Consider the following 18,290-nt stretch of genomic DNA (forward strand, 5'->3'; position numbering starts at 1 on the left):
GGTTTCTTGAAACTCAGACGGCCGTGGAGGCCTTGATCAGCTCGGCCAGCTTGGCCTTCGCCGCACCCGAGGCGATGGCGCTGCGCGAGCGCTCCACCCCCGCTTGCACTGAATCGACCACGTTCGCCGCATACAACGCCGCGCCTGCATTCAGCAGCACGATGTCGAGCGCGGGACCGGCCTGATTGTCGAGTACACCAAGAAGCATCGCCTTCGACTGCTCGGGCGTTTCCACGCGCAGCGCGCGGTTGCTCGACATCTGGAAGCCGAAGTCCTCCGGGTGCAGCTCGTACTCGCGGATCTCGCCATCCTTCAACTCGCCCACCATGGTGGCGGCACCGAGCGAAATCTCGTCCATGCCGTCACGCCCGTAGACCACCACCGCATGCTCGGCGCCGAGCCGCTGCAGCGCACGCACCTGGATGCCCACGAGGTCGGGATGGAACACGCCCATCAGGATGTTCGGCGCGCCAGCCGGATTGGTCAGCGGCCCGAGGATGTTGAAGATGGTCTTGATGCCGAGCTCTTTTCGCACCGGCGCGACGTTCTTCATCGCCGGGTGATGGTTCGGCGCGAACATGAAGCCGATGCCGCACTCCTCGATCGAGCGCGCGATCTGCTCGGGCTTGAGGTTGATGTTCACGCCCAGCGACTCCAGCACGTCGGCGCTGCCCGACTTGCTCGACACGCTGCGCCCGCCGTGCTTGCTCACCTTGGCGCCCGCCGCGGCCGCCACGAACATCGAGCAGGTCGAGATGTTGAAGGTGTGCGAGCCGTCGCCGCCTGTGCCGACGATGTCCACGAGGTGCGTCGTGTCCGCGACGGGCACCTTGGTCGACACCTCGCGCATCACCTGCGCGGCGGCGGTGATCTCGCCGATGGTTTCCTTCTTCACGCGCAGGCCGGTGATCAGCGCGGCCATCATCACGGGCGAGCACTCGCCGCTCATGATGAGGCGCACGATGTGCAGCATCTCGTCGTGGAAGACTTCGCGGTGTTCGATGGTGCGCTGCAGCGCTTCCTGGGGGGTGATCATGAAAAGTCTCCTCGAGGGTGAATCAGCGGCCGACGCGAAAGGCGGGCGCGTCGGTGAACGCGAGCTTGAGGCCGAAGCCGATGAAAAGCACGCCGGCGGCGCGGTCGAGCCAGTGCATGCCCTTCTGCACGGCGCTGCGATGCGCCATCCAGCCTGCGGCCAAGGCCCATCCCACATTGACGGGAATGGCGTTGAGGTTGAACAGCACGCCCAGCAGCACGAAGTACAGGGCCTTGTTGTCGGCACCGGGTGCAATGAATTGCGGCACGAAGGCCAGGAAGAACAGCGCGACCTTGGGGTTCAGCACGTTCGTCCAGAAGCCCCCGAAAAAGATCGCCTTGAGACTGCGCTCCCCGCCCGCATCGGCCGCCGCCTTGTCGAGATCCGCAGGCGGCGCCGCGCGCGACAGCAGCATGCGCACGCCCAGATACAGCAGGTACGCCGCGCCGATGTACTTGAGCACGGTGAAGGCCGCCGCCGATGTCGCCATCAGGGTGCCGACGCCGACTGCGGCGGCAAAGATGTGAACGAAGCAGCCGGCCGTGATGCCGAGCCCCGCCACGATGCCGGCGCGCACGCCGCAGCGCAGCGAATTCGTCACGACGTACAGCACGTCGGGCCCAGGCGTGAGGTTCAGCAGCCAGCCGGCGGCGATGAAAGCGAGCAGATGGGGAAGATCAGGCATCGCGCGCTCGCGGGGCTCAGGCGTTGAAGAAGGCGCGGATCGCGGCGACGGCCCGGTCGACGCCGGCGGCATCGACGTCGAGGTGCGTCACGAAGCGCAAGCGGTAAAGCCCCGTCGCCAGGATGCCCTGCTGGTTCAGGCTCGCGATCAGCTCCGATGAACGCGCCTGCGCAGCCCCGGTGAGATCCGCGAACACGATATTCGTGTGCGGCGCCTCGACCGTCAGGCCCTCGATGCCTTCGAGTCCTTGTGCAAGCCGCTGTGCCAATGCATGGTCGTCGGCCAGGCGATCGATGTGGTGATCGAGCGCATGCGATGCAGCCGCAGTCAGCAGCCCGGCCTGCCGCATGCCGCCGCCTGCCATCTTGCGAATGCGATGTGCGCGTGCAATGAATTCACGCGACCCCACCAGCGCCGAGCCGATGGGTGCACCAAGCCCCTTGCTGAAGCACACCGACACGCTGTCGAAGCACTGCGCGATGCGGCGCGCCTCCGCGCGGATGTCGCTACGCTTGTTCAACGCTGCCTGCGCGGTCGCAGCATTGAAGAGCCGTGCGCCGTCCAGATGCCGCTGCAGCCCCTTGCTCTTCGCCAGGTCGGTCGCAGCCTGCACGTAGTCGAAGGGCAGCAGCTTGCCGCCCAGCGTGTTCTCCAGCGCCAGCAGCCGAGTGCGCGCGAAATGCGCGTCATCGGGCTTGACGGCCGCCTCGATCTGCGCCAGCGGCAGCGTGCCGTCGGGTGCATGGTCGAGCGGCTGAGGCTGCACGCTGCCGAACACCGCCGCGCCGCCACCTTCCCATCGATAGCAGTGCGCCTGCTGGCCGACGATGTATTCGTCGCCACGGCCGCAGTGCGAAAGAATCGCGCACAGGTTGCTCTGCGTGCCCGTGGGCACGAACAGCGCAGCCTCGAAGCCCAGCATCGCGGCAATCTTTTCCTGCAGCGCGTTCACGCTCGGATCGGTGCCGAAGACGTCGTCCCCCAGCGGCGCCGCCATCATGGCCTCCCGCATCGCGGGCGTGGGTTGCGTGACGGTGTCGCTGCGCAGGTCGACGAGGGAGGTGCGATCGGTCATGGCGGCTCAGTCCAGGAAGTTCTTGAGCATCGCGTGGCCATGCTCGGTGAGGATCGATTCGGGATGAAACTGCACGCCTTCGATGCGCACGTCATGCGCGAACCCGGTGTGCCGCACCCCCATGATCTCGCCGTCGTCGGTCCAGGCAGTGACAGCCAGTGCCTTCGGGCAGCTCTCCCGCTCGATGGAAAGCGAGTGGTAGCGATTGACGATGAACTTCTCGGGCAGCCCCGCGAACACGCCTTCTTGCGTGGTCGTGATCTCGCTGGTCTTGCCATGCATGAGCTGCTGCGCGCGCACGATCTTGCCGCCGAAGGCCGCGCCGATGGCCTGGTGGCCCAGGCACACGCCAAGAATGGGCAGCTTGCCCGCAAAGGCCTCGATGGCCGCCACCGAAACACCCGCTTCCGCCGGCGAACACGGCCCGGGCGACACCACCAGCCGCGTCACGCCGGAGGCGATCAGCTCGCCGATCTGCGCCACCGTGATCTCGTCGTTGCGGTGCACCTGCACGTCCGCCCCCAGCTCGCCGAAGTACTGGACGATGTTGTAGGTGAAGGAGTCGTAGTTGTCGATCATCAGCAGTTTCATGGCTTGCTCACAATCCGGTGCACGCCCTTGACGACGGGGAACACGTTGAAGTTGATCAGAAGGCCCAGCTTGAGGCCCGACAGGCGCAGCGCGGCCAGCACCTGCGCGCGATGCAGGTCGGTCAGCACGTCGACCGCCTTGAGTTCGACGATGACCGATTGCTCGATCACGAAGCCCGCACGGTACACCTCGCCGAGCGAGCGCCCCTTGTAGCTGGCCGACAGCGCCACGTCGCGCGTGAAGCCGATCTCCCGCTCGGCGAGCTCGATGGCCAGCGCAGCCGCATAGGCCCCTTCGTCGAGCCCCGTGCCGAGCACGCGCTGCACCTCGACGGCCGCGCCGATGATCTCGTGCGAGAAGTCGTTCTGAATATCGGGTGCGGTGCTCATTCCAGGCCTTCCTCGACCAGTTCGGCGGCACGCAGAAGCGCGCGCGCCTTGGCTTCAGTTTCTTTCCACTCCAGCTCGGGCACCGAGTCGGCCACCACGCCAGCCGCGGCCTGCACGTGCAGCATCTGGTCCTTCACGATGCCGGTACGAATGGCAATGGCCACGTCCATGTCGCCCGCGTAGCTGATGTAGCCGCATGCGCCGCCATACAGCCCGCGCTTGGTGAGCTCCAGCTGGTCGATGAGCTCCATCGCATGCACTTTCGGCGCACCGGTCAGCGTGCCCGCCGGGAACGTGGCCTTCAGCACGTCGATGGCGGTCATGCCGTCCTTCAGCGTGCCTTCGACGTTGCTCACGATGTGCATCACGTGGCTGTAGCGCTCCACCGCGAAGGCCTCCGTCACCTTCACCGTGCCGGTCTTGGCGATGCGGCCGATGTCGTTGCGCGCGAGGTCGATCAGCATCACGTGCTCGGCGCGCTCCTTCGGGTCGTTGATGAGTTCTTCCTCAGCCGCCTTGTCGAGCTCGATCGATGCGCCACGAGGACGCGTGCCGGCCAGCGGGCGGATGGTGATCTTCTGCTCGCCATCGCCCGTGTTTTCCTGACGCACCAGGATCTCGGGCGAAGCGCCCACCACGTGGAAGTCGCCGAGGTTGTAGTAGTACATGTAGGGCGACGGGTTCAGCGAACGCAGCGCGCGGTACAGCGACAGCGGCGACTCGGTGTAGCGCTTGCTGATGCGCTGGCCCACCTGCACCTGCATGAAGTCGCCGGCGGCGATCATTTCCTTGGCGCGCTCGACGGCCGCGAGGTAGTCGGCCTTGGCAAAGCTGCGCTCGGGCGGATGTGGCTGCGTGGGCTTCACGACGGGGGCACTCACCGAGTACTTGAGCTTTTCCTTCAGCTCGCGCAGGCGGCGCTTGCCCACAGCATAGGCCTCGGGCTGCTTCGGATCGGCATAGACGATGAGGTAGAGCTTGCCCGAGAGGTTGTCGATGACGGCCAGCTCCTCGCACTGCAGCAGCAGGATGTCGGGGCATCCCAGCGTGTCGGGCGGGCAGCTCTTTTCGAGCTTGCGCTCGATGTGGCGCACGGTGTCGTAGCCGAAGTAGCCGGCAAGGCCGCCGCAGAAGCGCGGCAGGCCGGGCCGCAGCGCAACCTTGAATCGCTTCTGGTACTCGGCCACGAAGTCGAGCGGGTTGCCCCTGGCGGTCTCGACCACCTGCCCGTCGGTCACCACTTCGGTGACGGCCTCGGCGCCGAAGCCGCTGGCGCGCAACAGCGTGCGAGCCGGCAGTCCGATGAAGCTGTAGCGCCCGAAGCGCTCGCCGCCCACCACCGACTCGAGCAGAAAGCTGTGCTTGCCGCCGCCCTGCGAATGGGCCAGCTTGAGATAAAGGGAAAGAGGCGTCTCGAGGTCGGCAAAGGCCTCGGCCATCAGCGGAATGCGGTTGTAGCCCTGGGCGCTGAGGCTCTTGAATTCAAGTTCGGTGATCACGGATCGTTCTCCAGTTGCCTGCGGCGCTCCTTCGGCCGGCGGCAAGGTCATTCACGGGTGGTCCGGCGTCGTAGTGTGTATCGACTCGGAACCGCGGGCGCACGGCGTGCGCCGTGCAATCAAACAGTCAGCGAAGTATGGCGACGCCAGGGCCAGGCTCCCCGGCTGCCTTCACCTGTTTGAATGATGTGATGAACGAACATATGAGGCGCGGAGTTTAGCCCACGAAAACGCCAAAGCGTGCAACGGTCGCCTTCATGGCCGCTTTCAGGGTTCCCCCGAGGCCGGAAACCTAAAACAAAAAGATACATTCGCACGACCGTTCGCAAAATTCCAAGGAGACTCCGTTGACCGCTCTTTCGCTCCCGACCGTGCTCTTCTCCCGACTCGCCCTGGCCGCCTGCCTTGCCACCGCCGCCCTCGGCGCCTCGGCCGCGCAGGTCGACGTGGCCGGCGTCAAGCTCGAAGACCAGATGGATCTGCGCGGCAGCCCCTTGGTGCTCAATGGCGCGGGCATCCGCTACAAGGCCATCTTCAAGGTCTACACGGCCGGCCTGTACGTGGGCAAGAAAGTGTCGACCACCGAAGAGGCACTGGCCGCGCCGGGCCCCAAGCGCGTGGCCATCACCATGCTGCGCGACATCGACGCGAACGAACTCGGCAAGCTCTTCACCAAAGGCGTGGAAGACAACTCGCCCAAGAGCGAAATGGTCAACCTCATTCCGGGCCTGCTGCGCATGGGCCAGATGTTCGCGGACCAGAAACAGCTGAAGACTGGCGACACCTTCACCATCGACTGGCTTCCCGGCACCGGCACGGTGATCACGGTGCGCGGCGTGCCCCAGCCCGATCCGGTGAAGGAGCCGGCTTTCTTCAATGCGCTGCTGCGCATCTGGCTGGGGCCGAACCCGGCCGACTGGAAGCTGAAGGACGCGCTGCTCGGCAAGCAATAAGAAGGGCCGTTACCGCAACGCGGCCGGCGCAAGCTCGGCCAGCGAATCGACGAAGCCATCGGCATCGACGCCGCGCACCGGCTCGCCGTGGTTGTAGCCGTAGGTCACGAGCACAACGGGGCAGCCCGCGGCGCGTGCGGCGCGCGCATCGTTGCTCGAGTCGCCAATCATCAGCGTTCGCGCGGGCGTGGTGTCCAGCGCTTCGCAGGTCTTCAGCAGCGGTAGCGGGTCGGGCTTCTTGCGCTCGAAGGCATCTCCGCCGAGCACCAGTTCGAAGAAACCGTCGAGGCCCTTGTCGATCAGCAATGGCTTTGCGAACGAAGTCGGCTTGTTGGTAAGGCAGGCCAGCCGCAGGCCGCTTGCGCGCAACGCCTTCAGCCCGTCGATCACGCCGGGGTACACCGCCGAGTGCTGTCCGTTGATGGCAAGGTAGTGGTGCTGATAGCGCTCCCATGCGCGGTCGAACAAGGCCCGTGCCTTCGCATCGGCAGCAGCATCTGGCGCCATCACATGCATGAGCGCGGAATGAATCAGGTGCTCCGAGCCCTTGCCCACCATCGTCTCGATGGCGGCAGGCGTCACATGCGGCAGCGAGAGGTCGTCGAGCATGCGGTTCAGCGACGCAGCGAAGTCGCCGAGCGTGTCGACCATGGTGCCGTCGAGGTCGACGATGGCTGCGTCGAAGCGGGTGTGGTCGAAGCTGATGGAGTTCAAAACAAACTAATAGAGTTCAGAAAATTGCCCGGTACTTTACCGATGGTGCGGCTCAAGAGCGACTGCCGGGGGTAATCGACTGGCACCTGAACGCTCCGTTGGGGTCGTTCCTACGTTTACGCTGCCGTCTCCTCCAGAGCACGCCGTCCAGCATCTGTGATCTGCGCGTAGACGGTCTGCTGGCCGTAGGTCTCGCGGCCCTTCGACACCTTCGTGCGTCGCAGCACCACCCAGCCCTTGAGCTCGTATTCCTCGGCCTGCGCAATCTCTGAGTAGATCGACGGTTTGTCGACCTGCCCATCATCAGGCTGTTCGCACAGATTGGGGCTGCGGCGCAATTTCGGAGCCGGCGCCCTGCGATGCGAGCGGGATCGTGTATGCCTTGGCGCACCAGCTTGTAGCCCTGCGCCTCGATCTCGTTGCCGCGCTGGCAGCACAGCTGACTACCTGCTCGCGCTCGCCGCCAAATGCGCGGCCCTCGTCAAGATGTGTTCGCCGCGTGCTTAAGTGACAACTGCGATCTTTCCGGCCAATGAGTTGGTCATGGTAGTTCTACTGGACTAGGACTGTGCGGTGGGTCGAACAACGATCTCACCAACGTCCACGTCAGCAGGTTGTTCGATTGCGAAGGCGATGCAGCGGGCGATGGCGTCTGCCGGTATTCCGATCTCACTCATCTGCTGACTTGTTTTGCTCGCCACCTCGGCGCTCGTCATTGATGAGGTCAAACCGGTCTGTACGAGTCCGGGGGATATCGCCGTGACGCGGAGGTTCGCACCTGCCTCTTGCCGGAGGCCCTCTGTGATGGCCCTCGCCGCGTTCTTCGAGCCTGCGTACACGGCCATCGTCGGCACGATCTTCAGACCCGCCGTGGACAAGATGTTGACGAAATGCCCGAACTTTTGCTCGCGAAAGACGGGCAATGCTGCTGCTATGCCATGCAGCAAGCCCTTCACATTGACGTCGATCGTCTCTTCCCAATCCTCGACCCGCAGTTCGTCGAGTAAAGAGATCGGCGCAGTTCCCGCATTACTCACCAACACATCGAGTTGCCCAAACGTCGCCAAGGCGACGCTAACAAAACGGGCCATATCTTCTCGCTTCTTGATGTCAATCGAGACTGCAACTGCCTGGCCTCCTCTGGCTTTGATCTGCGAAACGATGGAGTCAAGCTGATCCTGGCGGCGCGCGCCAACTACGACCTTTGCTCCCCGTTCGGCCAGCAACAAAGCGGTTGCCTTACCGATGCCACTGCTCGCTCCAGTGATTGCGACGACTTTTCCTTGGATACCTGTCATTTGGTGTTCCTCTTATGCGCCGCTGAAGGGGGCGACTGGATCCGTAGAAATGCTGGGCGACCGCCGATCCGACGATGTAGGTGCCCCGTGAAAATAGAGGATCGCGGCACTGGCGTCAGGCGCATCTCCCGGTCGGCACCAAACGCCCGCGACACCACCCACGGAAGCCTGTTCGTAGGTCACGCCGGCGTCTGCAGGAGTCTTCTGCATCAGCTCATCAAAGGGCTTTCTCGCCTCCGGGATGGTGACGCTTCCCTTCATCGACGCGACCATATTCCGCATCGCGAACATGACGGCGCGGTCGAGCAGGTGCAGAGGATGACGGATCGTGGTCATGGTGCGATTCCTTCGTCCACTCAGTCCACGTTGAGCCATCTAGCGGCGGCATCGCCGGTGTCCGGGGGGGACGTGTTGAAGGCGATGGATGCCTGGGGTGCGGACTTGTGCACGGAGTTCACAAGTCGTTCGAAAAGCAGCAGGCTTTTGGGGGGAATGCGAATGCCTCCGCCGATCACGACGCAGTCGTAGAAGATGGTAGAGAGTTGCTGCTCCAGCACCGTTGTCGCAGAGTCGTCCGGGCGCACGAGACAGAGGTCGGCATGCCAGCCCCGGTCTGCCATCTGCTTCATGCCGAGGGCGATGCCGGCATGGATCTTCGCGGCGTCGAAGCCGGGCGGCAATGCCGGGTCCGAGAAGTCGACCGTCTCCGGTTCCTGCCCCACGAACAGGACCTTCTTCATTTCTTGGGATTTGCTCATCTTCACTTCCTGGTTGTTGATCGGGTTGCAGGGTTGGCCATGGCCATGATGTGTTCGACAACGACCGCTGGGCACTCTTGCGGAACGAAGTGCCCGCAGTCACGAATCGTGTGGGCTTCTACGTGTTCTGCGACCAAGCGGACCATCCCGCCGACCTTGTCGCCCAGCCACTTTCCGCCACCATGGCGACGATGGTCGCTTGATCCTGGCGCTGGTCAACGGCTCCGTCTGCTCGATGCTCTTTCGCGGGTGCCACTAAGGAAGGTGGGTGGGATGACAAGCTCATTGAAGCGCGATGGGCCAGGGCAGTCTGTCGGACAGCACACCTAGCAGCGGGAACACGGTGTTCCCATGGCGGGACGGTCGCTTGTTTACGATCAGGACTTGCCGCAGAGTTATCCGGGCCTCAAGCGGTCCTCCTGTTCACTTTGAGCCAATCCTTCGACATGCTGGACCTGAACGACTTGCGCCTGTTTGAGAAAGTCGCGACGCTGCGAAGTTTCTCCGCGGCCGGGCGAGTGCTGAATGTGCCCAAATCGAGCGTGAGTCGAGGGGTTGCTCGCCTCGAATCGGCCTTGGGAATCCGCCTCGTCCAGCGCACGACTCACGAAGTGCAGTTGACGGAAGCCGGCGTTGCATTGCATGAGCGATGTGTGAATCTGCTCGCGCGTATCCATGAAACGATCGATGTTGTCAGCGGAATGAGCGGCAACCCGCGAGGTCTGCTGCGGATCAGTGTCGGAATTGGCTTCGGGTACAACGTACTGTCCGACCTGCTGCCGGAGTTCCTGGAGCGATACCCCGATGTCAACGTGGCACTGGAGTTGACCAGTCGAACCGTCGATCTGATCGCCGAGAGCGTCGACGTCACGGTGCGCATAGGACCGATGACCGACTCGCGGCTCATCGCAGTCGGGCTCGGGACGATACGACGCTACCTTTGCGCCGCCCCGGCATATCTCGCACGGCACGGCTCGCCCCAAGCGCTGGACGAGATTCGAACGCATCACGCCATCGAGATGCCGGGTGTCGACGGGAGGCCGCGGGCCTGGATTTTCAAAGGACCCGGCAGCGAGGAGAAGCGGTTCGAACTCAAGCCGCGTCTGAGCATCAACGATCCTCTGTTGATTCACCGACAAGTGGTTTCTGGCGTCGGCCTAGGGTGCCTGTCGGGCTACCTGTGTGCGCCCGATATCAAGGCCGGGCGACTTGTTCACCTATTTCCAGAATGGACTCTGCCTCCGGTGGAGGTCAGCGCAGTCTTCCCGAGCAGCAGAGAGTTGTCGCCGACCGTGAGGGCTTTTGTGGAGTTCCTGAAAAGCGCTTCGGCGCCAGGCAAGTCTTGGCAGGACGATTCGATGGCTGCTCCGTAGGCCCAGCGGCAAAGCTCCCTCGAGGAGCATTGCCTTGACGAGGATTCATCACTCGATCCGTTCCGAGGACCATGGGGCCACGGTTGGCATACGCAAGCAGGTGGCCCCCATGAAGGGATTGCGGCATCCGGTTGGCAAGGGTGCCTTCGGCGACGTAGCCTGGCGATCGTCATGGGTTCAGATCATGCAAGGCTTGGGTCGGTTTTGCAGATCTCGGGATCGAGGAACATCGGGGCAAAGTCGAAGATGGGCGTGAGCTGCAGTGCTCCATCCGGCAGCCGTTGTACCGCGGTGTTGCGGGCGTGATTGTCGGTGTTGCGCATCAGCCTGGGCCTGCCGGCACTCGAACGCGGTGTTCAACGGCCGGCGTATGGCAGTGACGAGTGATGCACGACGATGCGCAGCTTGCCGGCACCGTCTTTCACGAAAGTCCAGGTCTTGTCGACTGTGATGACCTTGCCGTCCGGGTCGGTGAACAGCACGTTACCCAGTGTGCTGGCCACGTCGCCGTGGATCAGTACAGCACTGTTGGCAATCTCGCATTTGGTCCAGCCCTTCAGGGCGAAGCCAGTGTCGTTGGGAAAGGCAGGGTTGCCGCCCACGAAGTACGCCAGCGCACCGTCGCGAGCGGTGCGGAAGGTCTGCGGCGATGTCGTGAGCGTCGGCTTGAACAGCACCGCGCCCAGCTGGTAGGCGTAGGCGCTGTCGATGACCTTCTCGGCCAGCGCCTTGGCCGCCGGTTGCCCGCCGCTGGAATTCGCAGCGCTGATGTCAACTAGCGCCTTGCACCAGACCTGCTGGGCCTCCAGGACTTCCGCCTCCGTGATGCTCCGGTCGACGACCTTCTCCTTGGCGGCGGCCGGCAAAATTGCCCCTGCGATCAGGAGGCTGGCGATGGCGCTGGAAGTGAACTTTTTCATTTTGGTCTCCAGTTGAAGTAGTTGGATACCGGAGCGGCCGGGTGGGTCGAGCCGAGACCCGAAATGCATCAGTACGACATGCACAAGGCATGATGCGCCCGCTAAGTTGCTCTGGGAAAAAGATGCAAATGAAATGAATGGTTGTCACTCGACCCACTGGTGACGACCGTGCAGCCACGGCAGGCGCATTCGGCTCTCTGGTATTGGCATTCGCAATGGCACCGTCTTTTTCGTTCCTGAGCCGGCATTCAGCTGGACACACGACCCGTTGGCTTTTCAAAATGGACCTCTTCAAATGCATCGCCGGCTTCGCTTCGCAAGCCCTGTTCACTGGCGTGTGCGCGCTCGCTGGTGGATGCGCCATTGCAATACCTTCAGCGCCCTCGACGCCTGCCGCGCCGGTGGTTTTTCCGGGCGCATCCTGGGCGACGGCACCCGAGGCTGAACCGGGCAGCGCCTGCCGCCGCGACCTGGACGCCACTCGCAGCTACCTGCGCACGCTGGACACGACCGCTCTCATGGCGGTGCAGGACGGCCGCGTGCTGTTCAGCGAGGGGCCGGTCCAGAGCGTCAGCATCGTGTTCTCGGTGCGCAAAAGCGTGCTCTCGATGATGTACGGCAAGTACGTGGCCGATGGCACCATCGACCTCGACCGCACGCTGGCCGACCTGGGCATCGACGACGTGGGCGGCTTGCTGCCCGTCGAGCGGCAGGCCAGGCTGCGCGACCTGCTCGCCGCGCGTTCTGGCGTCTATCACGCGGCCGCGAACGGCGGAGACGACGCGGCGGCCGCGCCCCCACGAGGGTCGCACGTGCCCGGCAGCTATTTCCTCTACAACAACTGGGACTTCAACGCCGCGGGGACCGCCTTCGAACGCCTGACCGGCAGGAGCATCTACCAGGCTTTTGCGGACAATCTGGCCGCACCTCTGCAGCTCGAGGATTTCGACCTGTCACGCCACGCACGCAGCGGCGACGCGCGGCGCTCCCAGCACCTGGCCTACCCCTTCTACCTGTCCACGCGCGACATGGCGCGGCTGGGCTACCTGATGCTGCGCCAGGGCAACTGGCAAGGCCAGCAGCTCGTGCCGGCCGACTGGGTCGACCAAATGACGCGGCAGACCACGCCCGCTGCACAGATGCATCCGCCGCACACTGCGCGGCGCGGTTTCGGATACGGCTACCTGTGGTGGCTGCTCGAAGAGCCGCAGGACTCGCCGCTGAGCGGCGCGTACATGGCCTGGGGCGTGCATGGCCAGTACATCCTCGTGGTGCCGAAGCGGCAGATGGTGATCGCGCACAAGCGCCAAGTGCCGGTCGCGGGCGACTGGAACGTCAGCTGGGTCGGCCCGGTGGCGTTCCTGCGCGCAGCGCGCATGCTGGCCGCTGCACCCTGTCGCGCGGGGGAGCGGTGACCGTGCTTCATTTTTTGGGGCCGCGTGAATTCACTCACCGCCCCTGGCACTCCTTGTCCAACATCAACTCGTCTCTTCCATATCCGTGAGTCGCCTTTCTGGTCTGGATGTTGATTTCCATCTCGAAGCGCCCCGGTTTTCCGTGGAGCGTTGATTTCGCCGAACTTCGCAGCATTCGCAAATCTACCGGCCTCCGTTCGCAGGAGTTCGCCCTTTCAGTCCTTCTGCAGTCGTTGCTTTCTGCGTAGATTGCGAACCATGACGACACCCGTTGGAACAACCGAACTCCGCGAACTGGTGCTGCCGGTGCATGCCAATCACCGCGGCACGCTCTTCGCCGGCCAGGGACTGCAGCTCATGACCAAGGCGGCCTTCCTGGCGGCGCGCGGCCTGGCGCAGCGCGAAGTGGTGATGGCCGAGGTGACCAGCGTCAGCTTTCTGTCGCCCGTGCCGGTGGGCTATCAGCTTGTCCTGCGCGGGTGGGTCAGCCGCATCGGCCGATGTTCGATGACCGTGTGCGTGACCGGCCTGGCCGACGTGCCGGGCGTTCCGGCGGAAGAAGTCCTCAAGGGTGTGTTCGAGATGGTGGCGGTCGATGCCGCCGGCCGCCCCGCCGCCATTGATCGCTCTTATCTGGACAAGGAAACTGCATGACCACCATGACCTCCACGCTCGAAACCGCCGCACCGGCCGGCTTCAAGGCCAAGAAGTCCGTCGCCCTGTCGGGCGTGACCGCGGGCAACACGGCGCTGTGCACCGTGGGCCGCACCGGCAACGACCTGCACTACCGCGGCTACGACATCCTGGACATCGCCGAGGTCTGCGAATTCGAAGAAATCGCCCACCTGCTGGTGCACGGCAAGCTGCCCACGCGCGCCGAGCTCAAGGCCTACAAGGCACGGCTGAAGGCCATGCGCGGCCTGCCGGCCAACGTGAAGAACGCGCTGGAGAGCCTGCCCGCCGGCGCCCACCCGATGGACGTGATGCGCACCGGCGTCTCGGCGCTGGGCTGCATCCTGCCCGAGAAGGACGACCACAACCTGCCCGGCGCACGCGACATCGCAGACCGCCTGATGGCCTCGCTCGGCTCGATGCTGCTGTACTGGTATCACTGGAGCAGCCAGGGCAAGCGCATCGATGTGGAGACCGACGACGACTCCATCGGCGGCCACTTCCTGCATCTGCTGCATGGCGAGAAGCCTTCCAAGGCCTGGGTGCGCGCGATGCACACCTCGCTGAACCTGTACGCCGAACACGAGTTCAACGCCTCGACCTTCACCGCGCGCGTGATCGCCGGCACCGGCAGCGACATGTATTCGTCCATCGCGGGCGCAATCGGCGCGCTGCGTGGCCCCAAGCACGGCGGCGCCAACGAGGTGGCCTTCGAGATCCAGAAGCGCTACGACTCGCCCGACGAAGCCGAGGCCGACATCCGCCGCCGCGTGGAGGCCAAGGAGGTGGTGATCGGTTTCGGCCACCCTGTCTACACGGTGAGCGATCCGCGCAACGTGGTGATCAAGGGCGTGGCCAGGCGGCTGTCCGACGAAGCCGCTTCGACCAAGATGTTCGACATCGCGCAGCGGCTGGAGTCGGTGATGTGGGAGGCCAAGAAGATGTTCCCCAATCTCGACTGGTTCAGCGCCGTGAGCTATCACATGATGGGCGTGCCCACCGCGATGTTCACGCCCCTGTTCGTGATCGCGCGCACCAGCGGCTGGGCCGCGCACGTGATCGAGCAGCGCGTAGACAACAAGATCATTCGCCCGAGCGCCAACTACACCGGTCCCGAAGACGTGAAGTTCGTGCCGATCGAGGCGCGGGTCTGAGCCGCACAGGAGTCTCCGAGCGTTTATCGCGGGTTTGCCATGCGGGAGCAAACTAGCGCCTGCCACTGCGATGGCACACCGTCGCGGGCGGCATGCACAACAACACTGGAGATAACAGCATGACCCTGAATCGCCGCGCCTTTTCATCAGCAGCCCTCGCCGGGCTGGCGCTGCCCGTTGCCCGCACCGGCTGGGCCCAGGATGCCTTTCCGGCGAAGCCGCTCAAGATCGTCTGCCCCTTTGCGCCCGGCGGGGGCTCCGACTTCATCGCGCGCGTTGCGTCGAACGTGCTCGGCCAGAAGCTGGGCCAGGCCGTGGTGGTGGACAACCGACCGGGCGCCGGCGGCACGCTCGGCACCGAGTACGCATTGCACACGCCCGGCGACGGCTACACGCTGCTGCTGATTGCCGGCAGCTACACCGTCAACCCCTCCTTGTACAAGCTGCGCTTCGACCCGGTCGCCGACATGACGCCGGTGATCCAGTTGTCGAAGGGCGCATACGTGCTGTGCGTCAACCCGGCCAAGGTGCCGGCGAAGAACCTGAAGGAGCTGCTCGACTACGGGCGCCAGAACCCAGGCAAGCTGACCTTCGCCTCGGCGGGCAACGGCAGCCACCTGCACATCGTGACCGAGTACATGTTCGGCATGGCCAAGGTCAAGGCCACGCACGTGCCGTACCGGGGCACGGGGCCGGCTGTCACCGACCTGGTGGCGGGCAACGTGGACATGCTGGTCGCAGGCACCGAGGCCTTGATGCCGCACGTGCAGTCGGGCCGGCTGCGTGCGTTCGCGGTGACCACGGCGCAGCGCCTGCAGGCCTACCCCAACATTCCCTCGATCGCCGAGGCCGGCGGCCTGCCCGACTACGACGTGGTGGCATGGCACGGGCTGATCGCGCCCAAGGGCGTGCCGCCCGCCGCGCTCGCAAAGCTCAACGGCGCGCTCGACGCCGGACTGAAGGCGCCCGAACTCAACGCCAAGCTGGAGCCCACCGGCGTGTCCGCTGCGGGCGGCACCGCGCAACAGTTCGGCGCACTGATTCACGCCGAGATTCCGCGCTACGCCAAGGTCGTGAAAGACAACGACATCCGCTCCGAGTAAGCCGCTTCCCGATTTGCCACGATGAATCCACGACACAGAAAACGACTCCCCGGCACCACGCTGGACTACATCGATGCCCGCGCCGCAGTCGATGCGCTGCGCCCCGGAGCCTGGGACACCCTGCCCTACACCGCGCGCGTGCATGCCGAGAACCTGGTGCGCCGCTGCGACACATCCATCCTGGACGAATGCCTGCTGCAGCTCATCGAGCGCCGGCGCGATCGCGACTTTCCGTGGTTTCCCGTGCGCGTGGTGTGCCACGACATCCTGGGCCAGACCGCGCTGGTGGATCTGGCCGGTTTGCGCGACGCAATCGCAGCCGAGGGCGGCGACCCCGCGCAGGTGAACCCGGTGGTGCCGGTGCAGCTGATCGTGGATCACTCGCTGGCCGTGGAGTGCGGCGGATTCGATCCGAACGCCTTCGAGAAAAACCGGCAGATCGAAGACCGCCGCAACGAAGACCGCTTCCATTTCATCGACTGGACGAAGCGCGCCTTTGCCAACATGGAAGTGATTCCGGCGGGCAACGGCATCATGCATCAGATCAATCTGGAGAAGATGTCGCCGGTGGTCTACGTGCAGGACGGCCTGGCCTTCCCGGACACATGCGTGGGCACCGACAGCCACACGCCGCACGTCGATGCGCTGGGCGTGATCGCGGTGGGCGTCGGCGGCCTGGAAGCCGAGAACGTGATGCTGGGCCGTGCCTCGTGGATGCGCCTGCCCGACATCGTCGGCGTGGAGCTGACAGGCCGGCGCCAGCCGGGCATCACCGCCACCGACATCGTGCTGGCGCTCACCGAGTTCCTGCGCAAGGAAAAGGTGGTCGGCGCGTACCTGGAGTTCTTCGGCGAAGGCACGCACGGCCTGACCATTGGCGACCGCGCCACCATCTCCAACATGTGCCCCGAGTACGGCGCCACGGCCGCGCTCTTCTACATCGACGACCAGACGCTCACCTACCTGCGGCTCACCGGCCGCGAGGACGCACAGGTCGCGCTGGTCGAAACGTATGCGAAGACGGCCGGCTTCTGGGGCGATGCGCTGAAGACCGCCAGCTACGAACGCGTGCTGAAGTTCGACCTGTCGAGCGTGGTGCGCAACATGGCCGGCCCCTCCAACCCGCACCGCCGGCTGCCGACCTCGCAGCTGGCCGAGCGCAACATCGCCGTCGGCCTTGCCGAGGCCAGGCAGCAGGAGGCGGTGGGCCTGATGCCCGACGGCGCCGTGATCATCGCGGCCATAACGTCCTGCACCAACACCTCGAACCCGCGCAACGTGATCGCGGCCGCGCTGCTGGCGCGCAATGCCAACCGCCTGGGCCTCAAGCGCAAGCCGTGGGTCAAGTCATCGCTGGCTCCGGGCTCCAAGGCCGTGGAGCTCTACCTGCGCGACGCTGGCCTGCTGCATGAGTTGGAGCAGCTCGGCTTCGGCATCGTCGCTTTCGCCTGCACCACCTGCAACGGCATGTCGGGCGCGCTGGACCCGAAGATCCAGCAGGAGATCATCGAGCGTGACCTGTACGCCACCGCGGTGCTCTCGGGCAACCGCAACTTCGACGGCCGCATCCATCCGTATGCGAAGCAGGCCTTTCTCGCGTCGCCGCCGCTGGTCGTGGCCTACGCGATCGCGGGCACCATGCGCTTCGACATCGAGCGCGACATCCTGGATATCGTCGATGGCAAGGAGATCCGGCTCAACGACCTCTGGCCGAGCGACGAGGAAATCGACTCGATCGTCGCGGCCTCCGTCAGGCCCGAGATGTTCCGCAAGGTCTACGAGCCCATGTTCGCGATCCACGCGGACAGCGGCGAAAAGGTGAGCCCGCAGTACGACTGGCGACCGCAGTCCACCTACATCCGCCGGCCGCCCTACTGGGACAGCGAGGGCGTGGGCGCGCTCGCGGCCAATCCGCGCACGCTGCGCGGCATGCGGCCGCTGGCGCTGCTGCCGGACAACATCACGACCGACCACCTGTCGCCGTCCAACGCGATCCTGCTGGACAGCGCCGCTGGCGAGTACCTGGCGAAGATGGGTCTTCCGGAAGAAGACTTCAACTCCTACGCCACGCACCGCGGCGACCACCTGACGGCCATGCGCGCCACCTTCGCCAACCCGCAACTCGTCAACGAGATGGCGGTGGTCGACGGCGTGCAGAAGAAGGGATCGCTCGCGCGCATCGAGCCTGAAGGCAAGGTCGTGCGCATGTGGGAGGCGATCGAGACCTACCTGAACCGCAGGCAGCCGCTGATCATCGTGGCCGGTGCCGACTACGGCCAGGGCTCGTCGCGCGACTGGGCCGCCAAGGGCGTGCGCCTGGCCGGCGTGGAAACCGTCGTGGCCGAGGGCTTCGAGCGCATCCACCGCACCAACCTGCTCGGCATGGGCGTGCTGCCGCTGGAATTCAAGCCCGGCACCACGCGGCTCACGCTGGGCCTGGACGGCACCGAAACCTACGACGTGATCGGCAAGCCCGCACCGCGCGCCGACCTCACGCTGGTCGTCCACCACAGGAGCGGCGACACGCTGCAGGTTCCGGTGACCTGCCGGCTGGACACCGCCGAGGAAGTGTCGATCTACGAAGCAGGCGGCGTGCTGCAGCGCTTTGCACAAGACTTCCTGGCCGAGAACAAGTCGGCAGCCTGAAGACAACCA

20 protein-coding genes are annotated in these 18,290 nt (G+C 64.8%); 7 read left to right on the top strand and 13 right to left on the bottom strand.

Features of this window, described 5'->3' with window-relative positions:
• Window positions 1-13 precede the first annotated feature (13 nt).
• The 6 genes from trpD to trpE are packed head-to-tail and all read right to left on the bottom strand — an operon-like array spanning window position 14 to window position 5,275.
• Window positions 14-1,036, bottom strand: a complete 1,023-nt coding sequence (gene trpD, locus NWF24_RS28455) for an anthranilate phosphoribosyltransferase (RefSeq protein WP_258351451.1) — start codon at window positions 1,034-1,036, stop codon at window positions 14-16.
• 22 nt (window positions 1,037-1,058) lie between these two features.
• Window positions 1,059-1,721 carry a LysE family translocator gene (locus NWF24_RS28460; RefSeq protein WP_258351452.1) on the bottom strand — a complete coding sequence of 221 codons (663 nt, stop codon included), beginning with the start codon at window positions 1,719-1,721 and terminating at the stop codon, window positions 1,059-1,061.
• Between the two features lie 16 nt (window positions 1,722-1,737).
• Window positions 1,738-2,796, bottom strand: coding sequence for a low-specificity L-threonine aldolase (ltaE, locus tag NWF24_RS28465; protein ID WP_258351453.1), 1,059 nt, complete (start codon window positions 2,794-2,796; stop codon window positions 1,738-1,740).
• 6 nt (window positions 2,797-2,802) lie between these two features.
• A complete protein-coding gene (locus NWF24_RS28470) occupies window positions 2,803-3,387 on the bottom strand; it encodes an aminodeoxychorismate/anthranilate synthase component II (RefSeq protein WP_093247440.1) in 585 nt (194 codons plus the stop codon).
• The gene (locus tag NWF24_RS28475; RefSeq protein WP_093058807.1) at window positions 3,384-3,776 is read right to left on the bottom strand and encodes a GxxExxY protein; all 393 of its coding nucleotides are present in this window, start codon (window positions 3,774-3,776) and stop codon (window positions 3,384-3,386) included. Before NWF24_RS28475 ends, NWF24_RS28470 begins: the two co-directional genes overlap by 4 nt.
• The gene (gene trpE, locus NWF24_RS28480; protein WP_258351454.1) at window positions 3,773-5,275 is read right to left on the bottom strand and encodes an anthranilate synthase component I; all 1,503 of its coding nucleotides are present in this window, start codon (window positions 5,273-5,275) and stop codon (window positions 3,773-3,775) included. Before trpE ends, NWF24_RS28475 begins: the two co-directional genes overlap by 4 nt.
• 347 nt (window positions 5,276-5,622) lie before the next feature.
• On the opposite strand from trpE, the gene NWF24_RS28485 reads away from it, so the two are divergent.
• Window positions 5,623-6,228, top strand: coding sequence for a chalcone isomerase family protein (locus tag NWF24_RS28485; protein WP_258351455.1), 606 nt, complete (start codon window positions 5,623-5,625; stop codon window positions 6,226-6,228).
• 9 nt (window positions 6,229-6,237) lie between these two features.
• Here NWF24_RS28485 and NWF24_RS28490 read toward each other — a convergent pair whose 3' ends face one another.
• From NWF24_RS28490 to NWF24_RS28510, 5 genes are all read right to left on the bottom strand, one after another.
• Window positions 6,238-6,942: a phosphoglycolate phosphatase gene (locus NWF24_RS28490; RefSeq protein ID WP_258351456.1), complete on the bottom strand. Its 705-nt coding sequence runs from the start codon at window positions 6,940-6,942 to the stop codon at window positions 6,238-6,240.
• A 116-nt stretch (window positions 6,943-7,058) separates the two neighbouring features.
• The gene (locus tag NWF24_RS28495; RefSeq protein ID WP_258351457.1) at window positions 7,059-7,280 is read right to left on the bottom strand and encodes a hypothetical protein; all 222 of its coding nucleotides are present in this window, start codon (window positions 7,278-7,280) and stop codon (window positions 7,059-7,061) included.
• A gap of 222 nt (window positions 7,281-7,502) precedes the next feature.
• Window positions 7,503-8,240, bottom strand: a complete 738-nt coding sequence (locus NWF24_RS28500) for an SDR family oxidoreductase (protein ID WP_258351458.1) — start codon at window positions 8,238-8,240, stop codon at window positions 7,503-7,505.
• Between the two features lie 12 nt (window positions 8,241-8,252).
• The gene (locus NWF24_RS28505) at window positions 8,253-8,576 is read right to left on the bottom strand and encodes a hypothetical protein (RefSeq protein ID WP_258351459.1); all 324 of its coding nucleotides are present in this window, start codon (window positions 8,574-8,576) and stop codon (window positions 8,253-8,255) included.
• A gap of 20 nt (window positions 8,577-8,596) precedes the next feature.
• Window positions 8,597-8,998: a hypothetical protein gene (locus NWF24_RS28510; RefSeq protein WP_258351460.1), complete on the bottom strand. Its 402-nt coding sequence runs from the start codon at window positions 8,996-8,998 to the stop codon at window positions 8,597-8,599.
• 446 nt (window positions 8,999-9,444) lie between these two features.
• On the opposite strand from NWF24_RS28510, the gene NWF24_RS28515 reads away from it, so the two are divergent.
• Window positions 9,445-10,371 carry a LysR family transcriptional regulator gene (locus NWF24_RS28515; protein WP_258351461.1) on the top strand — a complete coding sequence of 309 codons (927 nt, stop codon included), beginning with the start codon at window positions 9,445-9,447 and terminating at the stop codon, window positions 10,369-10,371.
• Window positions 10,372-10,553: 182 nt separating this feature from the next.
• Here NWF24_RS28515 and NWF24_RS28520 read toward each other — a convergent pair whose 3' ends face one another.
• Window positions 10,554-10,694 carry a hypothetical protein gene (locus NWF24_RS28520; protein WP_375338497.1) on the bottom strand — a complete coding sequence of 47 codons (141 nt, stop codon included), beginning with the start codon at window positions 10,692-10,694 and terminating at the stop codon, window positions 10,554-10,556.
• 33 nt (window positions 10,695-10,727) lie between these two features.
• On the bottom strand, window positions 10,728-11,291 hold the full coding sequence (locus NWF24_RS28525) for a hypothetical protein (protein WP_258351462.1): 564 nt from the start codon (window positions 11,289-11,291) through the stop codon (window positions 10,728-10,730).
• Window positions 11,292-11,572: 281 nt separating this feature from the next.
• On the opposite strand from NWF24_RS28525, the gene NWF24_RS28530 reads away from it, so the two are divergent.
• The 5 genes from NWF24_RS28530 (at window position 11,573) to acnD (ending at window position 18,281) form a co-directional block, all read left to right on the top strand.
• A complete protein-coding gene (locus NWF24_RS28530) occupies window positions 11,573-12,706 on the top strand; it encodes a serine hydrolase domain-containing protein (protein WP_258351463.1) in 1,134 nt (377 codons plus the stop codon).
• A 258-nt stretch (window positions 12,707-12,964) separates the two neighbouring features.
• On the top strand, window positions 12,965-13,360 hold the full coding sequence (locus NWF24_RS28535) for an acyl-CoA thioesterase (RefSeq protein ID WP_258351464.1): 396 nt from the start codon (window positions 12,965-12,967) through the stop codon (window positions 13,358-13,360).
• A gap of 5 nt (window positions 13,361-13,365) precedes the next feature.
• On the top strand, window positions 13,366-14,532 hold the full coding sequence (gene prpC / locus NWF24_RS28540) for a bifunctional 2-methylcitrate synthase/citrate synthase (protein ID WP_258355371.1): 1,167 nt from the start codon (window positions 13,366-13,368) through the stop codon (window positions 14,530-14,532).
• Window positions 14,533-14,651: 119 nt separating this feature from the next.
• Window positions 14,652-15,635, top strand: a complete 984-nt coding sequence (locus NWF24_RS28545) for a tripartite tricarboxylate transporter substrate binding protein (protein ID WP_258351465.1) — start codon at window positions 14,652-14,654, stop codon at window positions 15,633-15,635.
• Between the two features lie 21 nt (window positions 15,636-15,656).
• Window positions 15,657-18,281, top strand: a complete 2,625-nt coding sequence (gene acnD / locus NWF24_RS28550; protein WP_258351466.1) for a Fe/S-dependent 2-methylisocitrate dehydratase AcnD — start codon at window positions 15,657-15,659, stop codon at window positions 18,279-18,281.
• The last annotated feature ends 9 nt before the right edge of the window (window positions 18,282-18,290 follow it).

Origin of the sequence: Variovorax paradoxus, from assembly GCF_024734665.1 — a bacterium.
Lineage (GTDB): Bacteria > Pseudomonadota > Gammaproteobacteria > Burkholderiales > Burkholderiaceae_C > Variovorax.

Bases quoted from the DNA above. Each gene is read 5' to 3' on its own strand.
- NWF24_RS28530 (WP_258351463.1), top strand. From the start codon at position 11,573: ATGGACCTCTTCAAATGCATCGCCGGCTTCGCTTCGCAAGCCCTGTTC.
- NWF24_RS28545 (WP_258351465.1), top strand. From the start codon at position 14,652: ATGACCCTGAATCGCCGCGCCTTTTCATCAGCAGCCCTCGCCGGGCTG.
- acnD (WP_258351466.1), top strand. From the start codon at position 15,657: ATGAATCCACGACACAGAAAACGACTCCCCGGCACCACGCTGGACTAC.
- NWF24_RS28515 (WP_258351461.1), top strand. From the start codon at position 9,445: ATGCTGGACCTGAACGACTTGCGCCTGTTTGAGAAAGTCGCGACGCTG.
- NWF24_RS28500 (WP_258351458.1), bottom strand. From the start codon at position 8,240: ATGACAGGTATCCAAGGAAAAGTCGTCGCAATCACTGGAGCGAGCAGT.
- NWF24_RS28510 (WP_258351460.1), bottom strand. From the start codon at position 8,998: ATGAGCAAATCCCAAGAAATGAAGAAGGTCCTGTTCGTGGGGCAGGAA.
- NWF24_RS28470 (WP_093247440.1), bottom strand. From the start codon at position 3,387: ATGAAACTGCTGATGATCGACAACTACGACTCCTTCACCTACAACATC.
- NWF24_RS28525 (WP_258351462.1), bottom strand. From the start codon at position 11,291: ATGAAAAAGTTCACTTCCAGCGCCATCGCCAGCCTCCTGATCGCAGGG.
- NWF24_RS28460 (WP_258351452.1), bottom strand. From the start codon at position 1,721: ATGCCTGATCTTCCCCATCTGCTCGCTTTCATCGCCGCCGGCTGGCTG.
- NWF24_RS28520 (WP_375338497.1), bottom strand. From the start codon at position 10,694: ATGCGCAACACCGACAATCACGCCCGCAACACCGCGGTACAACGGCTG.
- ltaE (WP_258351453.1), bottom strand. From the start codon at position 2,796: ATGACCGATCGCACCTCCCTCGTCGACCTGCGCAGCGACACCGTCACG.
- NWF24_RS28535 (WP_258351464.1), top strand. From the start codon at position 12,965: ATGACGACACCCGTTGGAACAACCGAACTCCGCGAACTGGTGCTGCCG.
- NWF24_RS28505 (WP_258351459.1), bottom strand. From the start codon at position 8,576: ATGACCACGATCCGTCATCCTCTGCACCTGCTCGACCGCGCCGTCATG.
- prpC (WP_258355371.1), top strand. From the start codon at position 13,366: ATGACCTCCACGCTCGAAACCGCCGCACCGGCCGGCTTCAAGGCCAAG.
- trpD (WP_258351451.1), bottom strand. From the start codon at position 1,036: ATGATCACCCCCCAGGAAGCGCTGCAGCGCACCATCGAACACCGCGAA.
- NWF24_RS28475 (WP_093058807.1), bottom strand. From the start codon at position 3,776: ATGAGCACCGCACCCGATATTCAGAACGACTTCTCGCACGAGATCATC.